General features: G+C 41.4%; 19 protein-coding genes. All 19 read left to right on the top strand.

The window, feature by feature from the left end; all coding sequences use genetic code 11:
* Position 1 precedes the first annotated feature (1 nt).
* The 19 genes from rseP to QUF86_RS23850 all read left to right on the top strand — a co-directional run bounded on the left by rseP (position 2) and on the right by QUF86_RS23850 (position 22,503).
* Positions 2–1,270 carry an RIP metalloprotease RseP gene (gene rseP, locus QUF86_RS23940; protein WP_289335905.1) on the top strand — a complete coding sequence of 423 codons (1,269 nt, stop codon included), beginning with the start codon at positions 2–4 and terminating at the stop codon, positions 1,268–1,270.
* 274 nt (positions 1,271–1,544) lie between these two features.
* A complete protein-coding gene (locus QUF86_RS23935) occupies positions 1,545–3,245 on the top strand; it encodes a proline--tRNA ligase (RefSeq protein ID WP_289335903.1) in 1,701 nt (566 codons plus the stop codon).
* A gap of 168 nt (positions 3,246–3,413) precedes the next feature.
* Positions 3,414–7,736: a PolC-type DNA polymerase III gene (locus QUF86_RS23930; protein WP_289335901.1), complete on the top strand. Its 4,323-nt coding sequence runs from the start codon at positions 3,414–3,416 to the stop codon at positions 7,734–7,736.
* 193 nt (positions 7,737–7,929) lie between these two features.
* Positions 7,930–8,403 (top strand): ribosome maturation factor RimP, encoded by a 474-nt coding sequence (gene rimP / locus QUF86_RS23925; protein ID WP_289317128.1) that lies wholly within the window; start codon positions 7,930–7,932, stop codon positions 8,401–8,403.
* A gap of 46 nt (positions 8,404–8,449) precedes the next feature.
* Positions 8,450–9,577 carry a transcription termination factor NusA gene (gene nusA / locus QUF86_RS23920; protein ID WP_289335900.1) on the top strand — a complete coding sequence of 376 codons (1,128 nt, stop codon included), beginning with the start codon at positions 8,450–8,452 and terminating at the stop codon, positions 9,575–9,577.
* 17 nt (positions 9,578–9,594) lie between these two features.
* Positions 9,595–9,870: an RNase P modulator RnpM gene (gene rnpM, locus QUF86_RS23915; RefSeq protein ID WP_061462443.1), complete on the top strand. Its 276-nt coding sequence runs from the start codon at positions 9,595–9,597 to the stop codon at positions 9,868–9,870.
* Positions 9,871–9,874: 4 nt separating this feature from the next.
* Positions 9,875–10,180 carry a YlxQ family RNA-binding protein gene (locus QUF86_RS23910; protein ID WP_061144653.1) on the top strand — a complete coding sequence of 102 codons (306 nt, stop codon included), beginning with the start codon at positions 9,875–9,877 and terminating at the stop codon, positions 10,178–10,180.
* 19 nt (positions 10,181–10,199) lie between these two features.
* The gene (infB, locus tag QUF86_RS23905) at positions 10,200–12,356 is read left to right on the top strand and encodes a translation initiation factor IF-2 (RefSeq protein ID WP_289317126.1); all 2,157 of its coding nucleotides are present in this window, start codon (positions 10,200–10,202) and stop codon (positions 12,354–12,356) included.
* Positions 12,353–12,634, top strand: coding sequence for a DUF503 domain-containing protein (locus tag QUF86_RS23900; RefSeq protein WP_057913375.1), 282 nt, complete (start codon positions 12,353–12,355; stop codon positions 12,632–12,634). Before infB ends, QUF86_RS23900 begins: the two co-directional genes overlap by 4 nt.
* Before the next feature lie 17 nt (positions 12,635–12,651).
* Entirely contained in the window at positions 12,652–13,020 is a 369-nt protein-coding gene (rbfA, locus tag QUF86_RS23895) for a 30S ribosome-binding factor RbfA (protein ID WP_289317125.1), read from the top strand.
* Positions 13,021–13,187: 167 nt separating this feature from the next.
* Positions 13,188–14,108 (top strand): tRNA pseudouridine(55) synthase TruB, encoded by a 921-nt coding sequence (gene truB / locus QUF86_RS23890; RefSeq protein ID WP_289335898.1) that lies wholly within the window; start codon positions 13,188–13,190, stop codon positions 14,106–14,108.
* 33 nt (positions 14,109–14,141) lie between these two features.
* Entirely contained in the window at positions 14,142–15,092 is a 951-nt protein-coding gene (gene ribF / locus QUF86_RS23885) for a bifunctional riboflavin kinase/FAD synthetase (RefSeq protein WP_289317123.1), read from the top strand.
* A 147-nt stretch (positions 15,093–15,239) separates the two neighbouring features.
* Positions 15,240–15,509: a 30S ribosomal protein S15 gene (rpsO, locus tag QUF86_RS23880; protein WP_053345367.1), complete on the top strand. Its 270-nt coding sequence runs from the start codon at positions 15,240–15,242 to the stop codon at positions 15,507–15,509.
* 320 nt (positions 15,510–15,829) lie between these two features.
* Positions 15,830–17,947 (top strand): polyribonucleotide nucleotidyltransferase, encoded by a 2,118-nt coding sequence (gene pnp / locus QUF86_RS23875; RefSeq protein ID WP_289317122.1) that lies wholly within the window; start codon positions 15,830–15,832, stop codon positions 17,945–17,947.
* Positions 17,948–18,103: 156 nt separating this feature from the next.
* Positions 18,104–19,063: a polysaccharide deacetylase family protein gene (locus tag QUF86_RS23870; protein WP_289317121.1), complete on the top strand. Its 960-nt coding sequence runs from the start codon at positions 18,104–18,106 to the stop codon at positions 19,061–19,063.
* Between the two features lie 47 nt (positions 19,064–19,110).
* Positions 19,111–20,337 carry a M16 family metallopeptidase gene (locus tag QUF86_RS23865; protein ID WP_289317120.1) on the top strand — a complete coding sequence of 409 codons (1,227 nt, stop codon included), beginning with the start codon at positions 19,111–19,113 and terminating at the stop codon, positions 20,335–20,337.
* A gap of 170 nt (positions 20,338–20,507) precedes the next feature.
* On the top strand, positions 20,508–20,774 hold the full coding sequence (locus QUF86_RS23860; RefSeq protein ID WP_289317119.1) for a YlmC/YmxH family sporulation protein: 267 nt from the start codon (positions 20,508–20,510) through the stop codon (positions 20,772–20,774).
* Positions 20,775–21,001: 227 nt separating this feature from the next.
* Positions 21,002–21,904, top strand: a complete 903-nt coding sequence (gene dpaA / locus QUF86_RS23855; RefSeq protein WP_289318432.1) for a dipicolinic acid synthetase subunit A — start codon at positions 21,002–21,004, stop codon at positions 21,902–21,904.
* Positions 21,901–22,503: a dipicolinate synthase subunit B gene (locus QUF86_RS23850; protein ID WP_289317118.1), complete on the top strand. Its 603-nt coding sequence runs from the start codon at positions 21,901–21,903 to the stop codon at positions 22,501–22,503. Before dpaA ends, QUF86_RS23850 begins: the two co-directional genes overlap by 4 nt.
* Positions 22,504–22,656 lie beyond the last annotated feature (153 nt).

The following is a 22,656-nucleotide window of genomic DNA, read 5'->3' as shown; positions in this document are numbered from 1 at the left end:
CATGCAGACTTTAGAAACGATTATAGCGTTCATCATCATTTTTGGCGCTCTTGTATTTTTCCATGAGCTTGGACACTTAGTGTTTGCAAAGCGTGCCGGAATTTTATGCCGTGAGTTCGCAATAGGTTTCGGGCCAAAAGTATTCACATATAAAAAGAAGGAAACCGTTTATACCATTCGATTGCTTCCATTGGGCGGATATGTGCGTATGGCTGGTGAAGACGCAGAAAATATCGAATTGAAGCCCGGCTATCGAGTAGGATTAATGTTTGATAATGAAGAGAATGTTAAAAAAATCATTTTGAACAACAAAGATAAATATCCTGATATTCGTATTGTGGAAGTTGAAGTGATCGACCTTGATCATAAACTTATCCTTACTGGTTATGAAGAGGGCGAGGAAGATACATTAAAAACGTTTACCATCCATAAAGAAGCGGTAATCGTTGAAAATGGTGTGGAGAACCAGATTGCTCCATTTGACCGGCAATTTGCCTCAAAGTCGCTTGGGCATCGTTTTCTTACGATTGTAGCTGGTCCGGCAATGAACTTCGTTTTGGCTTTTGTCATTTTTGTGTTGATCGGCTTGTTTCAAGGAGTCGTGGTGGATGAAGCGAAACTTGGTGAGTTGACTCCAGATGGTTCGGCTGTAAATGCCGGTTTAAAATCTGGGGATGTCATTCAATCCATAGAAGGGACGGAAGTGTCTTCTTGGGGGGATGTTCAGGAAAGCATTCAAAAGAACCCCGGACAAGAGATCGAGTTTGTCGTTGACAGGGACGGGAAAACATTAGAAGTGCCGGTTGTTCCACAAGAAGTGGAGAGGGAAGGTAAGAAAATCGGGATTATCGGTGTTTACCCTCCAGTTGAAAAAGCACCGATTAAAGCCATACAATATGGTTTTACAGAAACGTATTTCTGGACAAAACAAATCTTCATCATCCTTGGTGACCTCGTAACGGGTGGATTTACGATTGACAGTCTATCCGGTCCTGTAGGAATATATAAATCAACTGAAGAAGTAGCGAAACAAGGTTTATTCACTTTAATGAAATGGGCAGGGCTGCTCAGCATTAACCTGGGAATCATGAACCTGCTGCCGCTACCGGCATTGGATGGAGGAAGATTGTTATTCTTTGTGGTCGAATTCTTAAGAGGGAAACCGATCGATCGCCAAAAAGAAGGAATGGTTCACTTCATCGGCTTTGCATTGCTAATGTTATTGATGATTGTCGTTACATGGAATGACATTCAGCGATTCTTCTTATAAGACATGTTTGGGTAAGGTAAACAGGCCAGCAGATTTTTCTGTTGGCTGTTTCTTTTCTGAAGAAAGAAAAGTCATTTCCTAGTTTTTTAACGGTTTTGGGGAAATAGTTTGTTTTCTAGGGAAATCGTAAGTATAATCGAGAATGAGTATATTAAATTAGCTTTTCTGAATAACGCAGAAAGTCTTTTTTGTATGATATGACCGTAATCATGCTGCGGTATGAATTTTACCGTTGAAGAGTTTAATTAAAAGGAAATATTGAAGAGGTGCAGATATGAAACAGAGTATGACGTTAATCCCTACATTGAGAGAAGTGCCTGCGGATGCTGAAATCAAAAGTCATCAGCTTCTATTACGTGCAGGATTTATGAGACAAAACTCCAGCGGGGTTTATAGTTTTATGCCGCTTGGAAAAAGGGTGCTTCAAAAGGTTGAAGCGATCGTTCGGGAAGAGATGGAGAATGCTGGCGCAGTAGAACTATTGATGCCGGCTCTACAACAAGCCGAATTCTGGCAGGAATCTGGACGCTGGTATACCTATGGTCCAGAGTTGATGCGCCTTAGGGACCGCAACAACCGTGAATTTGCGCTTGGTGCCACACATGAAGAAGTGATTACCAGCTTAGTTCGTGATGAAGTGAAATCCTACAAGCGTCTTCCTTTAACGGTTTACCAAATCCAAACCAAATTCCGTGATGAAAAAAGACCACGTTTCGGATTGTTGCGTGGACGTGAGTTCATCATGAAGGATGCTTATTCCTTCCATGCCAATCAAGAAAGCTTGGATGCTGTTTATAAAAATTTATATGCGGCATATTCAAATATATTTAGCCGTTGTGGGTTGGACTTCCGTGCCGTCATTGCCGATTCGGGGGCGATGGGTGGAAAGGATACACATGAATTCATGGTCCTATCTGAAATAGGGGAAGATACCATTGCCTATTCTGATACTTCAGATTATGCAGCAAATATTGAAATGGCACCGGTGAGTGTAATATATGAAAAAAGCTCCGAAGCACAAATCGCACTTGAAAAAATTCATACACCTGGTCAAAAATCGATTGAAGAAGTGGCTTCATTCTTAAATACCGAAGCAGAGAAACTGATCAAATCGTTATTGTTCAAAGTGGATGAAAAGTATGTGCTTGTATTGGTACGAGGAGATCATGAAGTCAATGATATCAAGCTGAAGAATTTCTATAACGCTTCAATCGTTGAATTGGTCGATCCAAATGAGACGAAAGAAGTCCTAGGATGTACAATTGGATCTCTTGGACCAATCAATGTCACTTCTGAAGTGGAAGTGATTGCCGATGTTGCCGTCGAAGCAATGGTTAATGGTATCTGTGGTGCAAATGATGAAGACCATCATTATGTGAACGTAAATCCCGATCGTGATTTTAACGTGACTAATTATATAGATCTTCGTTTCATTCAAGAGGGTGACCCATCACCGGACGGAAACGGAAAAATTAAATTTGCCAAAGGAATTGAGGTTGGCCATGTATTCAAACTGGGAACTAAATATTCCGAAGCTATGAATGCGACATTCCTGGATGAGAATGGACGGTCGCAGCCTATGATCATGGGCTGTTATGGTATTGGTGTTTCCCGTACACTTGCAGCTGTGGCTGAACAATTCAACGATGAAAAAGGTTTGGTCTGGCCATCGAATTTAGCGCCATACCAAGTTCATTTGATTCCAATCAATATGAAGGATGAGGCTCAGGCTGCGCTAGCAGAAGATTTATATAATGACCTAAAGGCACAAGGCATGGATGTTCTTATGGATGATCGTCAAGAACGTGCTGGCGTAAAATTTGCTGACTCTGACCTGATCGGTCTTCCTGTAAGGGTGACGGTCGGTAAAAAGGCATCCGAGGGTATCGTCGAAGTGAAAATCCGTAAAACGGGTGAGGTTCTTGAAATTGAAAGATCTGAACTAACTCAAAAACTTCACGAAATACTAGGATAAATTATAAATTTAAAAATAGGTAGGCATCATTCAATTGGATGATGCCTTTCCTTTTCATGGATTTAGATACTAGTGAAACATTCGTGATATGTTATAATAGCCTCTGATATCGTAGTGAAAATGAAAGTGAATAATATCTTGAGAGATAGTAGATAGGGGAGAGAGGAAATGGATCAAAATCCAAATAGCGGTAGAGAGAGATTTCAACTCTTGCTCCAGCAAATGGACTTGACTGAGGATGCCTTTGTGAATTATTTCATAGGTGCCGAAATTGATAAACTCTCAATCGAGAGGGAATCCAAAACATGGCATTTTGCCTTTAATATACCTGCATTAATTCCTTGCAGTGTTCATACAAGACTTGCTACTCATTTAGCAAGTACGTTTTCCCATATTGCGAAGGTCACTTTCAACTTGAATGTGGCCAACCCGCAAGTGACGGAACAATTGGTAAAAGAGTATTGGAAAAACTGCATTGGCGAGCTTGAGGGCATGTCTCCAGCACTGTTATCACTTCTGAATGAACAAGAGCCCACCGTGAATGGATATAAACTTATTGTAAGCGCCCGGAATGATACGGAGGCTGGCCAGTTAAAACGAAAATACTCCAGCATCATTTCTAATATCTACCAAACATTCGGTTTTCCCCCGCTGACTCTGGAAGCGGAAGTGAAAGAGACGGTTTCGAATCCTGATTACCAGAAGTTTCTAGAAGAGAAACAAAAGGAAGACGCTGAAAAGGGACTTGCTGCCTTAGTGGAAATGCAGAAGAAAGAATCGGAAAAAGGCGGGGACGACGGCGTCTACGAAGGACCTGTTAAAATTGGTTATACGATTAAAGAAGATGCGGATTTCCGCAGAATCGAACAGATTATAGATGAAGAGCGCAGGATTGCTATCGAGGGCTTCGTGTTTGATGCAGAAGTACGTGAGTTACGAAGCGGCCGGAGCCTGTTGACTTTTAAAGTCACCGATTATACGAGCTCGATATTGGTCAAAATGTTTTCGCGTGATAAAGAGGATGCTGCCATACTTGCCAGAGTGAAAAAAGGGATGTGGGTACGTGCCCAAGGCAGTATCCAAAATGATACTTTCGTACGTGACCTGGTAATGATTGCAAATGATATTAATGAAATATCTAAACAAGGACGGCAGGATAAGGCACCTGAAGGTGAAAAGCGTGTAGAACTGCATATGCATACCCCAATGAGTCAGATGGATGCAGTGACACCTACTTCTGCGCTTGTAGCCCAGGCTGCCAAGTGGGGGCATAAGGCAGTGGCGATTACGGATCATGCAGGTGCACAATCATTCCCTGAAGCTTATAGTGCCGGGAAAAAGAATGGTATCAAAATCCTTTATGGAGTCGAAGTGAACCTTGTGAATGATGGGGTGCCCATTGTTTATAATGAGGCACATATTCCTTTGGCAGATGCCACCTACGTTGTGTTTGATGTTGAGACGACAGGTCTGTCTGCCGTTTATGATACGATCATTGAATTTGCTGCAGTGAAAATTCGTGACGGTGACATCATTGATCGATTCGAGTCATTTGCAAATCCGCACCACCCATTATCGAATACGACGATAGACTTGACTGGAATCACTGATGATCTTGTAGAAAATGCTCCAGAAGTCTCGGAAGTACTAGAAAAGTTCAAGAACTGGGCAGGCGATGCAATCTTGGTTGCACACAACGCAGCCTTCGATATGGGCTTTTTGAATATAGGTTATAAAAACATGGGTTATCCTAAAGCTTCCAATCCTGTTCTTGATACATTGGAACTTGCCCGGTTCTTATATCCGGAGTTTAAAAATCACCGGTTAAATACATTATGTAAAAAGTTCGATATTGATTTGACTCAACATCATAGGGCCATTTATGATGCCGAAGCTACAGGTTACCTTATGCTGAAAATGCTGAAGGATGCAATGGAAAAAGAGATTACCCATCATGATCAGCTTAATGACAATATGGGTAAAGGGAATGCTTATCAGCGTTCCCGGCCGTCCCATTGTACGTTGATCGCGCAAACGCAGGCAGGCTTAAAAAACCTTTTCAAATTAATTTCAATAGCGCATATCGATTATTTTTATCGTGTGCCCCGGATACCACGCTCACAACTTAAAAAGTATCGTGAAGGAATTTTGGTCGGGTCGGGATGCGATAAAGGGGAAGTTTTTGAAGGGATGATGCAGAAGGGTTTTGAGGAAGTCGTCGATATCGCCGAATTCTACGATTATCTTGAAATCCATCCGAAGGAAGTGTATCAGCATTTGATTGAGCTTGAATATGTCCGGGATGATAAATCGTTAGAAACGATCATATCCAATATCGTCAAGCTTGGTGAAAAATTGGATAAACCTGTCGTAGCAACGGGAAATGTGCATTATTTGGATCCGAATGATAAAATTTACCGGAAAATCCTTGTAAATTCACAAGGTGGAGCAAACCCGCTGAATCGTCATAAGCTGCCTGACGTACATTTTCGGACTACGGATGAAATGCTACGGGAATTTTCCTTCCTTGGTTCTGAGAAAGCCAAAGAGGTCGTGGTAACCAACACGAATAAAATCGCTGATATGATTGAAGAAATCAAGCCAATCAAGGACGAGCTATATACACCTAAAATCGAAGGTGCCGAAGAAGAGATGCGTGAGATGAGCTATGGCATGGCAAGGAAGATTTATGGAGAGAACCTGCCGGAAATCGTGGAAGCCCGTCTTGAGAAAGAATTGAAAAGCATCATTGGCCATGGATTTGCCGTTATTTATTTAATTTCTCACAAACTAGTAAAAAAATCATTGAATGATGGCTATCTAGTTGGCTCAAGGGGATCGGTTGGATCATCTTTCGTTGCAACGATGACTGAAATAACGGAGGTAAATCCGCTTCCACCGCATTATGTATGTCCGGAGTGCAAGAAATCCGAATTCTTCAATGACGGTTCAGTAGGTTCGGGATTCGACCTGCCAGATAAAGATTGTCCCGATTGTGGCATTGCTTATACAAAAGACGGGCATGATATCCCGTTCGAAACCTTCCTTGGATTTAAAGGGGATAAGGTTCCCGATATCGACTTGAACTTTTCCGGTGAATATCAGCCAAAGGCCCATAACTATACTAAAGTCTTATTCGGTGAAGAATATGTATATCGTGCGGGAACAATTGGTACGGTCGCTGAAAAAACGGCTTATGGATATGTAAAGGGATATTCCGCTGATAATAACATCCATATGCGCGGAGCTGAGACTGATCGCCTTGTTGCCGGTTGTACTGGGGTGAAACGGACGACAGGACAGCATCCAGGCGGAATCATCGTTGTTCCGGATTATATGGATATTTATGATTTCACACCTATTCAGTTCCCGGCGGATGACAGGAACTCCGAGTGGAAAACAACTCACTTTGATTTCCATTCCATTCACGATAATATTTTGAAACTCGATATACTTGGACATGATGATCCGACTGTAATCCGGATGCTTCAAGATTTAAGCGGCATCGATCCAAAGACCGTTCCTACTGATGATCCTGAAGTAATGAAAATATTCAGCAGTACCGAATCATTAGGAGTTACCGAAGAACAGATCATGTGTAAAACGGGTACGCTCGGCATTCCCGAATTTGGAACCCGTTTCGTCCGGCAGATGCTTGAAGATACGAAACCTACAACATTTTCCGAGCTTGTTCAGATCTCAGGGCTTTCTCACGGTACGGATGTATGGCTGAGCAATGCACAGGAGCTGATCCACAACCGGATATGTACACTAAGTGAGGTTATCGGTTGCCGGGATGATATTATGGTCTATCTGATTTATCAAGGTCTAGATCCTTCCCTAGCGTTTAAAATAATGGAATCTGTACGTAAAGGGAAAGGGCTCTCGGAGGAATTCGAAGAGGAAATGAGGAAAAATGAGGTGCCGGAATGGTATATCGATTCATGTAAGAAGATTAAATACATGTTCCCGAAAGCCCATGCTGCAGCTTACGTCTTAATGGCTGTCCGGATTGCCTATTTTAAAGTGCATCTGCCTTTATTGTATTATGCAGCCTATTTCACGGTACGTGCCGATGATTTTGAAATCGACGCCATGACACGGGGATCGCAAGCAATCAAAACGAAAATGGAAGAAATTACCGTAAAGGGATTGGATGCATCTACAAAGGAAAAGAATACATTGACGGTTCTTGAACTAGCTTTGGAAATGTGTGAACGCGGCTATGCATTCGCTAAAGTGGATTTATACAAATCCAGTGCTGATCAATTCATAATTGAAGGAACTAATTTGATTCCGCCTTTCAATTCAATACCTGGTCTTGGAACGAACGCCGCCATCAATATCGTCAACGCACGCAAGAATGGTGAATTCCTTTCGAAAGAAGACCTACAGCAACGGGGGAAGGTTTCGAAGACCATCCTTGAATACCTTGATAAACAAGGATGTCTGGAATCATTGCCTGAACAAAATCAGTTATCTTTATTTTAAAGAGGAAACTGATGGAAAAAAGGAAGAAACAGACATGATATTTGCATAAATATCTTGATTATGGTATATTTTTATTGGAAATACTAAGAGGAACCAATGGCAAGAGTGGGGAAACCCACTCTTTCGTGTTGTATTGACCATTTAATTTTGAATCCGAAACCAAGCGCATACAACGCACGTATGGAGGAAACAAATGAGTAAAAAGGTAACGGAAGTTGTAGAAGAATTAGCATTACCAATTCTTGATGAATTGCAGCTTGAATTAGTCGAAGTGGAGTATGTGAAGGAAGGTAAAAGCTGGTTCCTTCGAGTGTACATTGATAAAGAAACAGGCGTAGATATTGAAGATTGCGGAAATGTGAGTGAAAAACTCAGTGAAAAGCTTGATGAGGTTGATCCGATTCCACAAAATTATTTTCTCGAAGTTTCATCACCCGGAGCTGAAAGGCCTCTGAAAAAAGAGAAGGATTTCCTTAAAGCTATCGGTAAAAATGTTTACATAAAAACATACGAGCCCATTTTAGATGAAAAAGAATTCGAAGGAATCTTAACCAGTTTCGATGGTAAAGAAGTGACACTCGAAGTCAGAATCAAGACAAGAAAGAAAACGATTGTCATACCATTCGAAAAGGTGGCCAAAGCAAGATTGGCGATTACCTTCTCTTAAGTCAAGCAAATCATTAAATATTTAAATATCCGTAAGGGGGATCACCATGGGCAATGAGTTATTGGATGCTCTCTATATTTTAGAAAACGAAAAAGGAATTTCCAGGGAAGTTTTGATCGACGCGATTGAAGCTGCTCTTATATCGGCATATCGCCGTAACTTTAACCAAGCACAAAATGTACGTATCGACTTGAATCTTGGTAAAGGAACTATGCGTGTATTTGCCAGAAAAGACGTTGTTGACGAAGTATTCGATTCACGTCTGGAAATTTCTGTTGATGAAGCAAGAGCAATTGATCCCAACTATCAGTTAGAGGATATTGTCGAAATGGAAGTAACACCAAAGGATTTCGGCCGTATTGCTGCACAAACTGCCAAACAAGTCGTTACTCAAAGGGTGCGTGAAGCAGAAAGAGGCATCATTTACGCCGAGTTCATTGATCGTGAAGAGGATATCATGACTGGCATCGTTCAACGCCAGGATTCCCGATTCATTTATGTGAGCCTAGGTAAAATCGAAGCTTTGCTCCCGGTTAATGAGCAAATGCCGAATGAACAGTATAAACCTCATGATCGCATTAAAGTTTTCATCACTAAAGTTGAAAAGACTTCCAAGGGCCCGCAAATTTTTGTATCCCGTTCACATCCTGGTCTTTTAAAACGTTTATTCGAAATCGAAGTGCCTGAAATTTTCGATGGAACAGTGGAAATTAAGTCAGTTGCCCGCGAAGCAGGCGACCGTTCAAAAATCTCCGTGCACTCCGATAACGAAGAAGTCGATCCTGTCGGTTCCTGTGTAGGCCAAAAAGGACAACGTGTTCAGGCCATCGTCAATGAATTGAAAGGTGAAAAGATCGATATCGTTAAATGGTCGGAGAATCCGGTCATTTTCGTTGCGAATGCTTTAAGCCCTTCAAAAGTACTTGAAGTCATCGTAAAAGAAGAGGAAAAGGCGACTACCGTAATCGTTCCGGATTATCAACTTTCCCTGGCAATTGGTAAGCGTGGACAAAATGCCCGTTTAGCTGCCAAACTTACAGGCTGGAAAATTGATATCAAGAGTGAAACGGAAGCCCGCGAAGCTGGTATTTATCCAGTGGAAGAACAGGAATTCCTTTTGAGCAGAGATAGTGTTAATGAAGAGGAAACAGATTTCGAAGAGGATAATGAGTAATTCAGAGGTGAAAAAAGATGAATAGCCGAAAAAAAATCCCGATGCGTAAATGTGTGGCTACAGGCGAAATGAAGCCGAAAAAAGAACTCATTCGCATCGTTCGATCTAAAGAAGGGGAAGTCAGCCTTGATCCGACCGGAAAGAAATCGGGAAGGGGAGCTTATTTGACTCTTGATCGGGATGTTATCGAGCTGGCCAAAAAGAAAAATGTGCTGGCTAATCACCTTAGTACCCAAATCGATTCTTCCCTTTATGAACAATTGCTTGAATTAGTGAATAAGGAGAAAAACTAACACCATGACCCAACAACAACAATGGATGTCTCTATTAGGTTTGGCCAATCGAGCACGCAAGCTAATTTCGGGTGAAGAATTAGTGGTTAAAGAGATTAGAAGCGGTAATGCCAAAGTTGTTATTTTATCCGCGGACGCTTCAAAAAACACTGAAAAAAAAATATCTGATAAGTGCGCATTTTATCAGGTTCCTTTAAAAAGAGTCGAAAGCAGGTCTATGCTCGGCCATGCGATAGGTAAGGATGCTAGAGTTGCCGTCGCAGTTCTGGATGAAGGTTTTGCACAAAAACTCCGAACGCTGCTCGATTAAATTTTACGGGGGTGAACGTATGACAAAATTGCGTGTATATGAATATGCAAAACAAAAGAACGTTTCAAGCAAGGATGTAATAAATAAACTTAAAGAAATGAATATAGAGGTAACAAACCATATGACAGCATTAGACGATTCAACTGTAAATAAATTAAACGATTCAATTAAACCTAAAAATGAAGATAAAAGCCAAGCTGCTGAACCAAAAGCTAACGCTACGGTTGCGAAGTACGAAGCTGAAGCGGATGAAAAGAGCACAGTAAATAAAGAAAAACTGAAGAAGAAACCACCAGTTAAGCCAGTAGGTACGAAAAAACCAACTGGGCAGTTTAACAGGGGTCGCAATAATAAGAATAAGAATAATAAACAAAGACAACAAGCACCTCAGGCTCCCGTTACAAAACGTAAAGAAAGAGAGCTTCCAGAGAAAATTACGTTTTATGAGTCATTGACGGTTATGGAACTTGGTAAAAAACTTCACCGTGAACCTTCTGAAATCATTAAAAAGCTCTTTATGCTTGGTGTCATGGCTACAATCAACCAAACTTTGGATAAAGATGCAATTGAATTGATTTGTGCGGAATACGGTGTAGTGGCCGAAGAAGAAATTCGTGTTGACCTGACTGACCTTGAGTCACTAGTCACTGAAGACGCTTCTGAAGATTTGATTGAACGTCCGGCTGTCGTGACGATCATGGGGCACGTAGACCATGGTAAAACGACATTGCTTGATTCTATACGCCATACAAAAGTAACAGAAGGTGAAGCAGGTGGGATCACTCAGCATATCGGTGCTTATCAAGTTAAAGTAAACGATAAAAAAATAACATTCCTAGATACACCAGGACATGCTGCGTTTACAACGATGCGTGCCCGCGGTGCACAAGTTACTGATATCACCATCCTGGTCGTAGCGGCGGATGATGGTGTTATGCCTCAAACGATTGAAGCGATTAACCATGCTAAAGCGGCAGAAGTTCCAATTATCGTTGCTGTTAATAAAATGGATAAAGAAGCTGCTAATCCGGACCGTGTCATGCAAGAATTGACAGAACATGGCTTAGTTTCTGAAGCATGGGGCGGAGACACAATTTTCGTACCTATTTCAGCTAAAAACGGTGAAGGTATCGATAGCTTGCTTGAAATGATTCTTCTTGTCAGTGAAGTGGAAGAGTATAAAGCGAATCCAACTCGTAAAGCGAATGGTACGGTTATCGAAGCGCGTTTGGATAAAGGTCGCGGATCGGTTGCTACTTTGTTAGTTCAAAACGGAACGTTGAAGGTCGGAGATCCGATTGTTATCGGTAATACATTCGGACGTGTACGTGCTATGCTTAACGATCTTGGACGCCGTGTTAAGGATGCAGGTCCTTCAACACCGGTTGAAATCACTGGATTGAATGAAGTGCCGCAGGCCGGTGATCGTTTCATCGTCTTTGAAGATGAGAAAACGGCCCGTCAAGTTGGGGAAGTGCGTGCGCAGAGACAACTTGCTTCACAACGTAATGAAAAATCCCGTGTAACGCTTGATACATTGTTCGAGCAAATGAAAGAAGGGGAAATTAAAGAATTGAACATCATTCTAAAAGCGGATGTTCAAGGTTCTGCGGAAGCAGTAGCCGCTTCCCTGAATAAAATAGAAGTGGAAGGCGCTAAAGTGAAAATCATACACACTGGCGTCGGTGCAATAACAGAGTCTGACATCATCCTTGCTACAGCTTCCAATGCAATCGTCATCGGATTTAACGTTCGTCCTGACGTGAATGCTAAGCGTGCAGCTGAATCGGAAAATGTTGATGTTCGCCTTCACCGCATCATCTATAAAGCGATCGAAGAGATCGAATCGGCTATGAAAGGGATGCTTGACCCTGAATTCGAAGAAAAAATTATTGGTCAGGCCGAAGTTCGTACGACATTCAAAGTATCAAAAGTTGGTACGATCGCCGGTTCATATGTTACAGAAGGAAAAATTACACGTGATAGCGGAATTCGCTTAATTCGTGAAGGTGTCGTCATTTACGAAGGTGAAATTGATGCATTGAAACGCTTTAAAGATGATGTAAAAGAAGTGGCAACAAACTATGAGTGCGGTATTACCATTAAAAATTACAACGACCTTAAAGAAGGCGATGTAATCGAAGCGTATGTAATGGAAGAGATCGAACGTAAATGATCGTTGGCTCCGTCCAATGTGAATGCATCATCCATGACACCCATTCTTTGAAAGAAAAACGGGCCGTGCTTCAGCGTGTCATGACACGGCTTAAACAGAAGTTCAATATTTCTGTAGCCGAGACCGATTTTCAGGATTTATGGCAACGGACAAAGATTACTATCGTAACCGTAACGTCCTCAAGGAAGGCTACAGAGCGGGAACTTCAAAATGCCCTTAAATTTCTAGATTCTTTTCCGGAACTAGAGCGAACAATAACAGATATAGACTGGCTTTAGGCTATCGAGGTGATATTATGAGCCTTCGTTCAAATCGTGTTGGCGAACAAATGAAAAAAGAGCTGAGTGAAATTATCGGCCGAAAGATTAAAGATCCAAGAATCGGATTTGTTACCGTGACGGATGTCGCGGTCACAGGCGATTTACAACAGGCAACAGTTTATATTTCCGTTTTGGGTGACCAGGAACAACGGGAGAAAACCCTTCAAGGCCTAGCAAAGGCCAAAGGATTCATGCGTTCAGAAATTGGGCAAAGAATCCGCCTGCGCAAAACCCCTGAGCTGTTTTTTGAATTTGATGAATCGGTCGATTATGGTAATCGTATCGAGTCGTTGATTTCCCAAATCAATTCAGAGGAAAAACCGGCTGAAAAAGACGAAGAATAAGCAAGCAGTAAAAGGAGGCCGACTCAATAAGTGCTTTGCACTTCTTGAAGTCGGTCTCTTTTTTTTGAAAACGAAATATGTAAAAAAGTAAAAAACACCTTTCGGAATGGACTCCATTTTGCTACATGATAACGTTTAGGGTGTTTTATAAATGATGAGGTGAAAGCGTGAACGGTATTCTTCCATTATGGAAACCCAAGGGATTGACATCCCATGATTGTGTTTTTAAATTAAGAAAAATTTTAAAGACAAAAAAGGTTGGGCATACAGGTACTTTAGATCCGGATGTAACAGGGGTTTTACCTATTTGTATTGGCAGGGCAACTAAAATCGCTGAATATTTGACAGAATCCGGTAAAGCGTATGAAGGGGAAGTGACCCTTGGTTTTTCAACGACAACTGAAGACGCAAGCGGTGAAAAAGTGGAAGAGAAAAAGATTGATCAAGTGATTCAGCGTGAACGGATCCTAGAAGTGTTGGAATCATTGACTGGGAAAATTAAACAGACGCCGCCGATGTTTTCAGCCGTAAAGGTAAACGGGAAGAAGTTATATGAATATGCTCGTGCAGGGGTGGAAGTGGAAAGGCCGACAAGGGAGGTATCCATCTACGATATTACCCTACTCGATGATCGTTCTGAATTCAAAGGGGAAACCATTTCTTTTCGTTTTCGCGTCAAGTGCAGCAAAGGAACGTATATTCGGACGCTAGCAGTCATGATGGGTGAAGCACTTGGGTTTCCTGCACATATGTCAGATTTGACCCGTATTGAATCAGCAGGTTTTAAGCAAGAGGACTGTTTTACATTTGCTGAGGTGGAATCCTTCATGGAAACCGGAAGAACGGATGATTTTCTATTGCCTTTGGAGCGGGGATTATTTCATTTGCCCAAATTTCAGATTAGTGATAAAGTAGCAAAGAAAGTACTTAACGGTGCGGTATTGGAACAAACAGAGGATGTCGTTGTTGAAAAAGGGAAGCCTTTTGTGATGGTTGACACATCCGATAAGGCCATTGCCATTTATCAAATACATCCGACAAAAGTGGGATTAATTAAACCTGTAAAAGTATTGGCACAAGAATTATAGACCGTTTTACCGTCGGAAAGAGGAGATTGAAAGGTGAAAGTGATCGCAATAGAGCATCCTCATCAATTTAAATCGGATGATTTTCCTGAGCTTGTAATGGCGCTTGGATTTTTTGATGGTATACATAAAGGACATCAGATTGTTATTCAAACCGCCAAGCAAAAAGCCGATGAAATGAATCTTAAGTCAGCAGTCATGACATTTGACCCCCATCCTTCTGCAGTACTAGGGAGGAAAACGGAAAATATCCGCTATATCACTCCACTTGAAGATAAGGTGGATATCATAGAGTCGATGGAGATAGATTATTTATTCATTGTCCATTTCAGCAAGGAATTTGCTTCGGTACTGCCGGAACGGTTCGTTGATGAATACATTGCCGGTCTAAATGTCCGTCACGTAGTAGCAGGGTTTGATTATTCATACGGCCGCTATGGTCAAGGGTCGATGGAAGATTTGCCTGTTTACGCACAAGGAAGGTTTTCGCAGACGGTCGTTGCAAAACAGACACTTGAAGATGAGAAGGTTAGCTCGACAAGAATTAGGGAAACTCTCGGTAATGGCAACTTTTCCGACTTTTATCATTTGGCTGGCCGACGCTATTTGACGAAAGGTCATGTCATTCACGGTGAAAAGCGGGGCAGGAAGTTGGGATTCCCCACAGCTAATATTGAAGTAAGCGACGATTATATCTTCCCTGCTGCTGGCGTTTATGCTGTAAGGATCAAAATAAACGGTAAATGGTATGATGGAGTTTGCAATGTCGGTTACAAACCAACGTTCCACGAAGAAAAACCTAAATATCCAACTGTAGAGGTACATGCCTTGGAGTTCTCGAGAGATATTTATGGCAGCCAGGTTACGGTTGAATGGCATACAAGACTTCGGAGTGAGCAGAAATTTTCCGGACTTGAAGCATTAGTCGCTCAGATCGAAACGGATAAGCAAAATGCAATATCCTATTTTTCAAAGCTGGAAGCATAAAAGGGCAGTAGATAGACAGGACTTGCAATTTTAATGAAAAACGTGTATTCTATTGTATGTATGAAAATAACCATTGCTTGGCTAGTCGAGACTCCGACGCTGGCTCGGTAATAGGTGATTTTACAGAATTTTAGGAGGAATAATAACATGGCAATTACACAAGTACGCAAAAACGAACTTATCGCTGAGTTCAGAACTCACGATACTGACACTGGGTCTCCAGAAGTTCAAATCGCAGTATTAACAGAAGAAATCAACAACTTGAACGGTCACTTACGCACACATAAAAAAGACCACCATTCACGTCGCGGTCTTCTTAAAATGGTAGGTAAACGTCGTAATCTTTTAACTTACCTACGTAACAAAGACGTTACTCGTTACCGTACACTAATTAACAAATTAGGTCTACGTAGATAATTTTTTCAGGAAGGCGGGAAATTTCCCGCTTTTTTGATGTTAATCAAATGATTTGGACGTGTTCTACTTAAAGGCTGAGCCTTCGTCCTTGGGACTCGGCAGGTGCCGGGTCCTTTTCCATTTATAGATGATTAGGATATACATAATCAAATGAATGAAATTTTTATTCATTTTACTGTTAATGCTTGTTTTTTTCGTGCATAATAGGAATAGTTTGGTTTTAACTCGAGTTCAGTTACTTTCACATATAAATGATTTAATCCAATACAGGTTTAGGTAAACTAAGCCTCTAAGTGAAGATTCAGAGAGGGGTTTAATAAATGGGACAGGAAAAACATACGTATTCATTTGACTGGGCCGGCCGTAATGTAACGGTAGAGATAGGGCAATTGGCCAAACAAGCGAACGGGGCAGTTTTAGTCCGTTATGGAGAAACTGCTGTATTAAGTACAGCAACAGCTTCGAAGGAACCGAGAAATGTCGACTTTTTCCCTTTGACGGTTAACTACGAAGAAAGACTTTATGCAGTCGGTAAAATTCCAGGGGGCTTCATCAAACGTGAAGGCCGACCGAGTGAAAGGGCAATTCTTGCAAGCCGTTTAATTGATCGTCCAATACGCCCGTTATTCGCTGATGGCTTCAGGAACGATGTTCAGATCATCAGCATGGTCATGAGTGTCGATCAAGATTGCTCTACGGAAATGGCAGCGATGCTTGGTTCATCCCTTGCACTTTCAGTTTCCGACATTCCGTTCGAAGGTCCAATTGCCGGAGTTGTAGTAGGAAGAATCAATAATGAATTCATGATTAACCCTACTGTTGACCAACTTGCAAAAAGTGATATCAATTTGACGGTTGCAGGTACTAAAGATGCTATCAACATGGTTGAAGCCGGAGCAAATGAAGTACCAGAGGAAACCATGCTTGAAGCAATCATGTTTGGACATGATGAAATCAAGAAGATCATTGCATTCCAAGAGAAAATCGTTGCTGAAATCGGCAAGGAAAAAATGCAGATCGCTTTATATCAAGTGGATGCAGATCTGGAAGCAGAAGTGAAGGGTCTATGTGAAGCAGACTTGAACAAAGCTGTACAAGTTCAGGAAAAACATGCTCGTGAAGACGCGATTAAAGAAGTGAAAGATCGTGTGTTGGCTCATTATGAAGAAGAAACTGATGAAGCTAAATTAAAACAAATCAAAGAAATCCTGAATAAATTGGTGAAATCCGAAGTCCGTCGTTTAATTACGGAAGAAAAAGTGCGTCCGGATGGCCGTAATCCTGATGAAATCAGACCATTATCATCGGAAGTTACGATTCTGCCTCGTACACATGGTTCTGGATTGTTCACACGCGGACAAACCCAAGCGCTATCGATCTGTACATTAGGTGCACTTGGTGATGTACAGATTCTGGACGGGCTTGGAACCGAAGAGTCAAAACGTTTTATGCACCACTATAACTTCCCGCATTTCAGTGTTGGTGAAACTGGTCCTATCCGTGGGGCAGGACGCCGTGAAATTGGTCATGGTGCACTTGGTGAAAGAGCATTGGAGCCGGTCATTCCAAACGATAAGGATTTCCCTTATACAATCAGACTAGTGTCTGAAGTACTTGAATCAAACGGTTCAACATCACAAGCAAGTATCTGTGCAAGCACTTTGGCAATGATGGATGCCGGTGTTCCATTGAAAGCTCCTGTTGCCGGTATTGCAATGGGACTTGTCAAAACAGGTGAGCACTATACAATCTTAACGGATATTCAAGGTATGGAAGATCATCTGGGAGACATGGACTTTAAAGTCGCAGGGACTTCAAAAGGTGTAACTGCCCTACAAATGGATATTAAGATTGAGGGACTTTCAAGAGAAATCCTTGAAGAAGCTTTACTTCAAGCCAAACATGGCCGGATGCATATTTTGGAATCAATGATGTCAACAATCAATCAACCGCGCGAGCAGTTATCCAAATATGCCCCAAAAATCGTTACAATGTCTATAAATCCGGATAAGATCCGTGATGTCATTGGACCGAGCGGAAAACATATCAATAAAATCATTGAAGAAACTGGCGTGAAAATCGACATCGAACAAGATGGAACGGTATTCATATCTTCTACAGATGAACCAATGATTCAAAAGGCGAAGAAAATCATCGAGGATATCGTACGTGAAGTCGTTGTGGGTGAACTATACTTAGGTAAAGTTAAACGTATCGAAAAGTTCGGTGCATTCGTTGAAATCTTCAATGGTAAGGACGGTTTGGTACATATTTCTGAACTGGCTGAAGAAAGAGTCGGAAAAGTGGAAGATGTCGTTTCACTTGGCGATGAATTATTGGTTAAAGTAACTGAGATTGATAAGCAAGGAAGGGTAAACCTTTCCCGTAAAGCGGTCCTGAAAGAGCAAAAAGAGGCAGCTAACCCTTCTCAATCGTAATAGAAATCAAAATCCGGCATGCGATTCCTTGTGAATCTGCATGCTTTTTTTGTTTAAAAGCATTGGGATAAGCATAGTTGTAATGGCATTAAAAGTTTGTCATGTTCTACCTTGTCCGTTTTCTTCATACATTTTGGTATGAAGGGGGCGTAAAAAATGAATAATAAATGGAAGCAGATAGTTGCGATAAGTGCCATTGCAGGTATATCATGGTTATTAGTGCAAAATCCATATACACAAATTTATTTGACCCAATTAACAGATCATTCAGTTGCTTCAATGAAGCAAGAAGATGAGCTTCTTTTACAAATAAAAGAATCAACAAAAAAATATGAGATTGCACCACAGGATGCACGAATAGATTCGGTTTGGAAAACCGTTCCTGCATATAATGGACTTAAGGTAAATATTGATGATTCGTATAAAGCCATGAAGAAGGTGGGTGTGTTCGATAAGGATAAGCTGGTATTTCAGCAGGTACCTGCAAAGATACATATAGAGGATTTGGATCCTGCTCCGATTTACCGGGCCCATCCAGAAAAGCCAGTGGTTTCATTTTTAATCAATGTGGCCTGGGGGAATGAATACTTACAAGATATGTTGGCTGTATTAAAAAAGAATAATGTCAAAGCCACTTTTTTCCTTGAAGGTAATTGGACCAAGAAAAATCCAGATTTGGCCAAGATGATTGTGGGTGGCGGGCATGAAATTGGAAATCATTCTTATTCACATCCCGATATGAAAAACATATCCGCCCAAGCTACACGTGAGGAAATTCGAAAAACGAACGAAGTCATTGAAGCGGTGACAGGTTTGAAAATGAAATGGTTCGCACCACCAAGTGGAAGCTATCGGGATGAAACGGTGAAAATCGCGGATTCTTTCGGTATGGAAACTGTCATGTGGAGTGTGGATACGATCGACTGGCAAAAACCAAGCCCTGAAGTCCTTCAACAACGAGTGCTTTCTAAGGTACACCCAGGAGCATTTATTTTAATGCATCCGACGGAATCTACTGCAAAGTCATTGGAAACGTTAATAATCGAAATAAAAAAGAAAGACTTGGATGTTGTTACCGTTTCGGAAGCAGTAGATGAAGAGCGATCGAATCCATGATGTATTGGTTAACGATAGCAGCATAGAATGATTGGGAGGAATGTTAGTTGATTAAGAAATACACGTGTCAAAATGGAGTTAGAATTGTATTGGAAAATATTCCAACTGTCCGCTCAGCAGCAATTGGAGTATGGATCAAAACAGGTTCACGAAATGAAACACCTGAATTGAATGGGGTTTCACATTTCCTGGAGCATATGTTCTTCAAAGGGACAACTACAAGAAATGCGCGTGAAATTGCCGAGTCGTTCGATAGTATTGGCGGACAGGTGAATGCATTCACTTCAAAAGAGTATACCTGCTATTATGCTAAAGTAATGGATAACCATGCAAGCTATGCGCTTGAAATCCTTGCTGATATGTTCTTCAATTCAACATTTGATGGGGAAGAATTGAAAAAAGAAAAAAATGTGGTCTACGAAGAAATCAAAATGTACGAAGACACACCGGATGACATTGTTCATGATCTCTTAAGCAAGGCAGTATATGAAAATCATCCTCTTGGCTATCCTATACTAGGAACGGAAAATACGCTTGAAACATTCAATAGTGATACATTAAAAAAATACGTCCATGACATGTATACACCTGATAAAGTGGTGGTATCCATCGCCGGGAATGTGGATGAAAAATTGATTCAAGAAGTCGAAAGCTACTTTGGTTCGTATCAAGGAGGGGAAGACCGACTTGAATTGGTCAAACCTTCCTTCCATGAAAATAGGATCACCCGTAAAAAAGATACGGAACAAGCCCACTTATGCCTTGGTTACAAAGGGTTGGAAATCGGTAATGAAAAAACATACAGCTTAATCACCTTGAATAATATTCTTGGAGGAAGCATGAGTAGCCGCCTATTCCAGGACGTGAGGGAACAACGCGGCCTTGCCTATTCCGTTTACTCCTATCATTCCAGCTATCAAGATAGCGGTATGGTGACAGTATATGGGGGGACAGGCACAAATCAACTTGACAGCCTGTATGAAACCATTCAGGAAACACTGGATACATTAAAAAGAGATGGCATTACGGAAAAGGAATTACGAAATAGTAAAGAGCAACTTAAAGGAAGCTTGATGCTCAGCCTTGAGAGCACGAATAGCCGCATGAGCCGAAACGGAAAAAATGAGCTTATGTTGGGTGAGCACCGTTCCCTTGATGATATCATCATCAAGATTGACGAGGTTACAGAGGATACCGTCAATGAACTGGCAAACCAGATCTTTACTGAACATTCCTTGTCATTAGTGAGCCCGCTGGAAAACTGGGACAAATAAAAACGAACAAGTCTGCACCTTCCTTATATTAATGGGGGGCAGGCTTTTTTTATTAAATGCCTTTGAAAATGGAGGGGTCCAGTGTTATGGACAATATTTGGATAAATGCATTCTAAGTTTACCTTTTTCGGATATAGATTGAATAGAAGGTGAAAAAGGGGGAACTGAAATTGAGATTGAGTGAACTGAGCGGTAAGGAAATAGTCGATGTGAATAGAGCGGAAAGATTAGGAATCCTTGGTCAGACGGATTTGGAAATAGATGAAACTGGACAAATTACCACGTTGATCATCCCTTCTGTCAAATGGTTCGGCCTCTTAAGGAATGGCAGTGAAATAAGAGTGCCATGGGAACATATAAAAAAAGTCGGTACGGATATGGTCATCATTGATTTTCAGGAAGGACTACATAAAGATGGAGAGCATATGGACGGATAAGAACGCTCGTACCATACTCCTTGGTTTTTCTGGAAATGGTCTTTCGAAACGCCTCAGCTGTCAATAGCTAAGGCGTTTTTTCTTTTCTTATCACCGTTTTTTAAGTGAAAACATAAGATGGCAGGGTAACTAGAGAATGTAGTAAAAACCGAATTGCTTCTTGAGGGAAATTTATCATGAAGCGAGGAATGTTTAGGATCTTTTATATAAAGAAGGTGACGGTTTTAATGCTCACAGGCATGCAAATTGCTGTAATTGGTGGAGATGCGCGTCAGCTTGAAGTTGTCCGTAAATTGACGGAGCTTGATGCGAAGCTATTATTGGTAGGTTTTGAACAGCTCGACCATGCTTTTACCGGAGCGGTTAAGGAAAAAATGGAAGAAATAAATTTCAAGGAAATAGATTCAGTTATTTTACCTGTCCGGGGCACGGATTCAGATGGGAAAGTGGAGACGATCTTTTCCAGTGAAGAGGTTGTTTTGACTGAAGAAATGATAAAAAATACCCCGGCACATTGTACTTTTTATGCAGGAATCAGTAACGATTACCTCAATGGGATATTTAAGAAAGCGGATCGCAAACTCGTTCTATTGTTCGAACGTGATGATGTGGCTATTTATAATTCGATTCCCACTGTAGAGGGTGCGATCATGATGGCCATTCAACATACGGATTTTACTATCCATGGTTCGAATGTAGCCGTTCTCGGACTGGGAAGGGTCGGTATGAGTGTAGCCCGGTCATTCCAGGCCCTTGGAGCAAAAGTAAAGGTGGGGGCAAGAAAAAGCAAGGATATTGCAAGGATCAGTGAAATGGCATTAACCCCTTTTCATTTAAATGATCTTGCTGCAGAAATGAAAAATGTTGATATATGTATCAATACGATTCCTTTTCCGATAATTACCGCAAAAGTCATAGCTAATATGCCAGTTCATACATTAATCATCGACCTTGCTTCAAAACCGGGGGGGACGGATTTTCGTTACGCTGAAAAAAGGGGAATTAAAGCGCTGTTGGCACCGAGCTTACCGGGGATAGTTGCCCCGAAAACGGCTGGTCAGATATTAGCGAATGCACTGGGGTTATTGATTCAAGACGAGTGCTTGAAAAGGAAGGGGAAAAAACTATGAGTCTCCAAGGGAAAAGGATTGGTTTCGGATTAACAGGATCACATTGCACATATGATGAAGTGTTTCCGGAAATAGAAAAACTTGTAAATGAAGGGGCGGAAGTCATTCCAATCGTAACATCGACTGTACAGAACACGGAAACCCGTTTTGGAAAGGGCGAGGACTGGGTCGAAAGAATTGAAAAATTGACGGGGAATCATGTCGTTGATACAATCGTCAAAGCGGAGCCATTAGGACCTAAATTGCCACTGGATTGTATGGTGATCGCTCCTTTAACGGGTAACTCAATGAGTAAAATGGCAAATGCTCTTACCGATTCGCCTGTACTTATGGCTGCAAAAGCGACGATGAGAAATCACCGTCCAGTCGTGGTCGCGATATCAACAAATGATGCACTTGGGTTAAATGGTGTCAATCTAATGAGGCTGATGGCAGCAAAAGATATTTATTTTGTTCCATATGGCCAGGATAATCCAACAGGCAAGCCAAGTTCCATGGTTGCCAGGATGAGCATGATTAGGGATACGATCATTTCAGCACTGGAAAGGGAACAGATTCAACCGGTCATCGTCGAAAGGTTCAAGGATGATTTAGACTGAACGAGTTTTCTGGCACGCTCCCGCTTTCTAATGACTGGCATATATGCATAAATTTGTAGCTTGAAGTTATAAAAAACCACTCCGCTACCAGAATATTTTGTTAAAGTGCGACCCTTTGGAATGTTAATGTGATAAAATAAATGATATTCTAAA

Source organism: Peribacillus sp. NJ11, from assembly GCF_030348405.1.
Taxonomy (GTDB): Bacteria; Bacillota; Bacilli; order Bacillales; family DSM-1321; genus Peribacillus.
The sequence above is the reverse complement of the archived record's forward strand: the minus strand, read 5'-3'. Positions and strand labels throughout refer to the sequence as shown.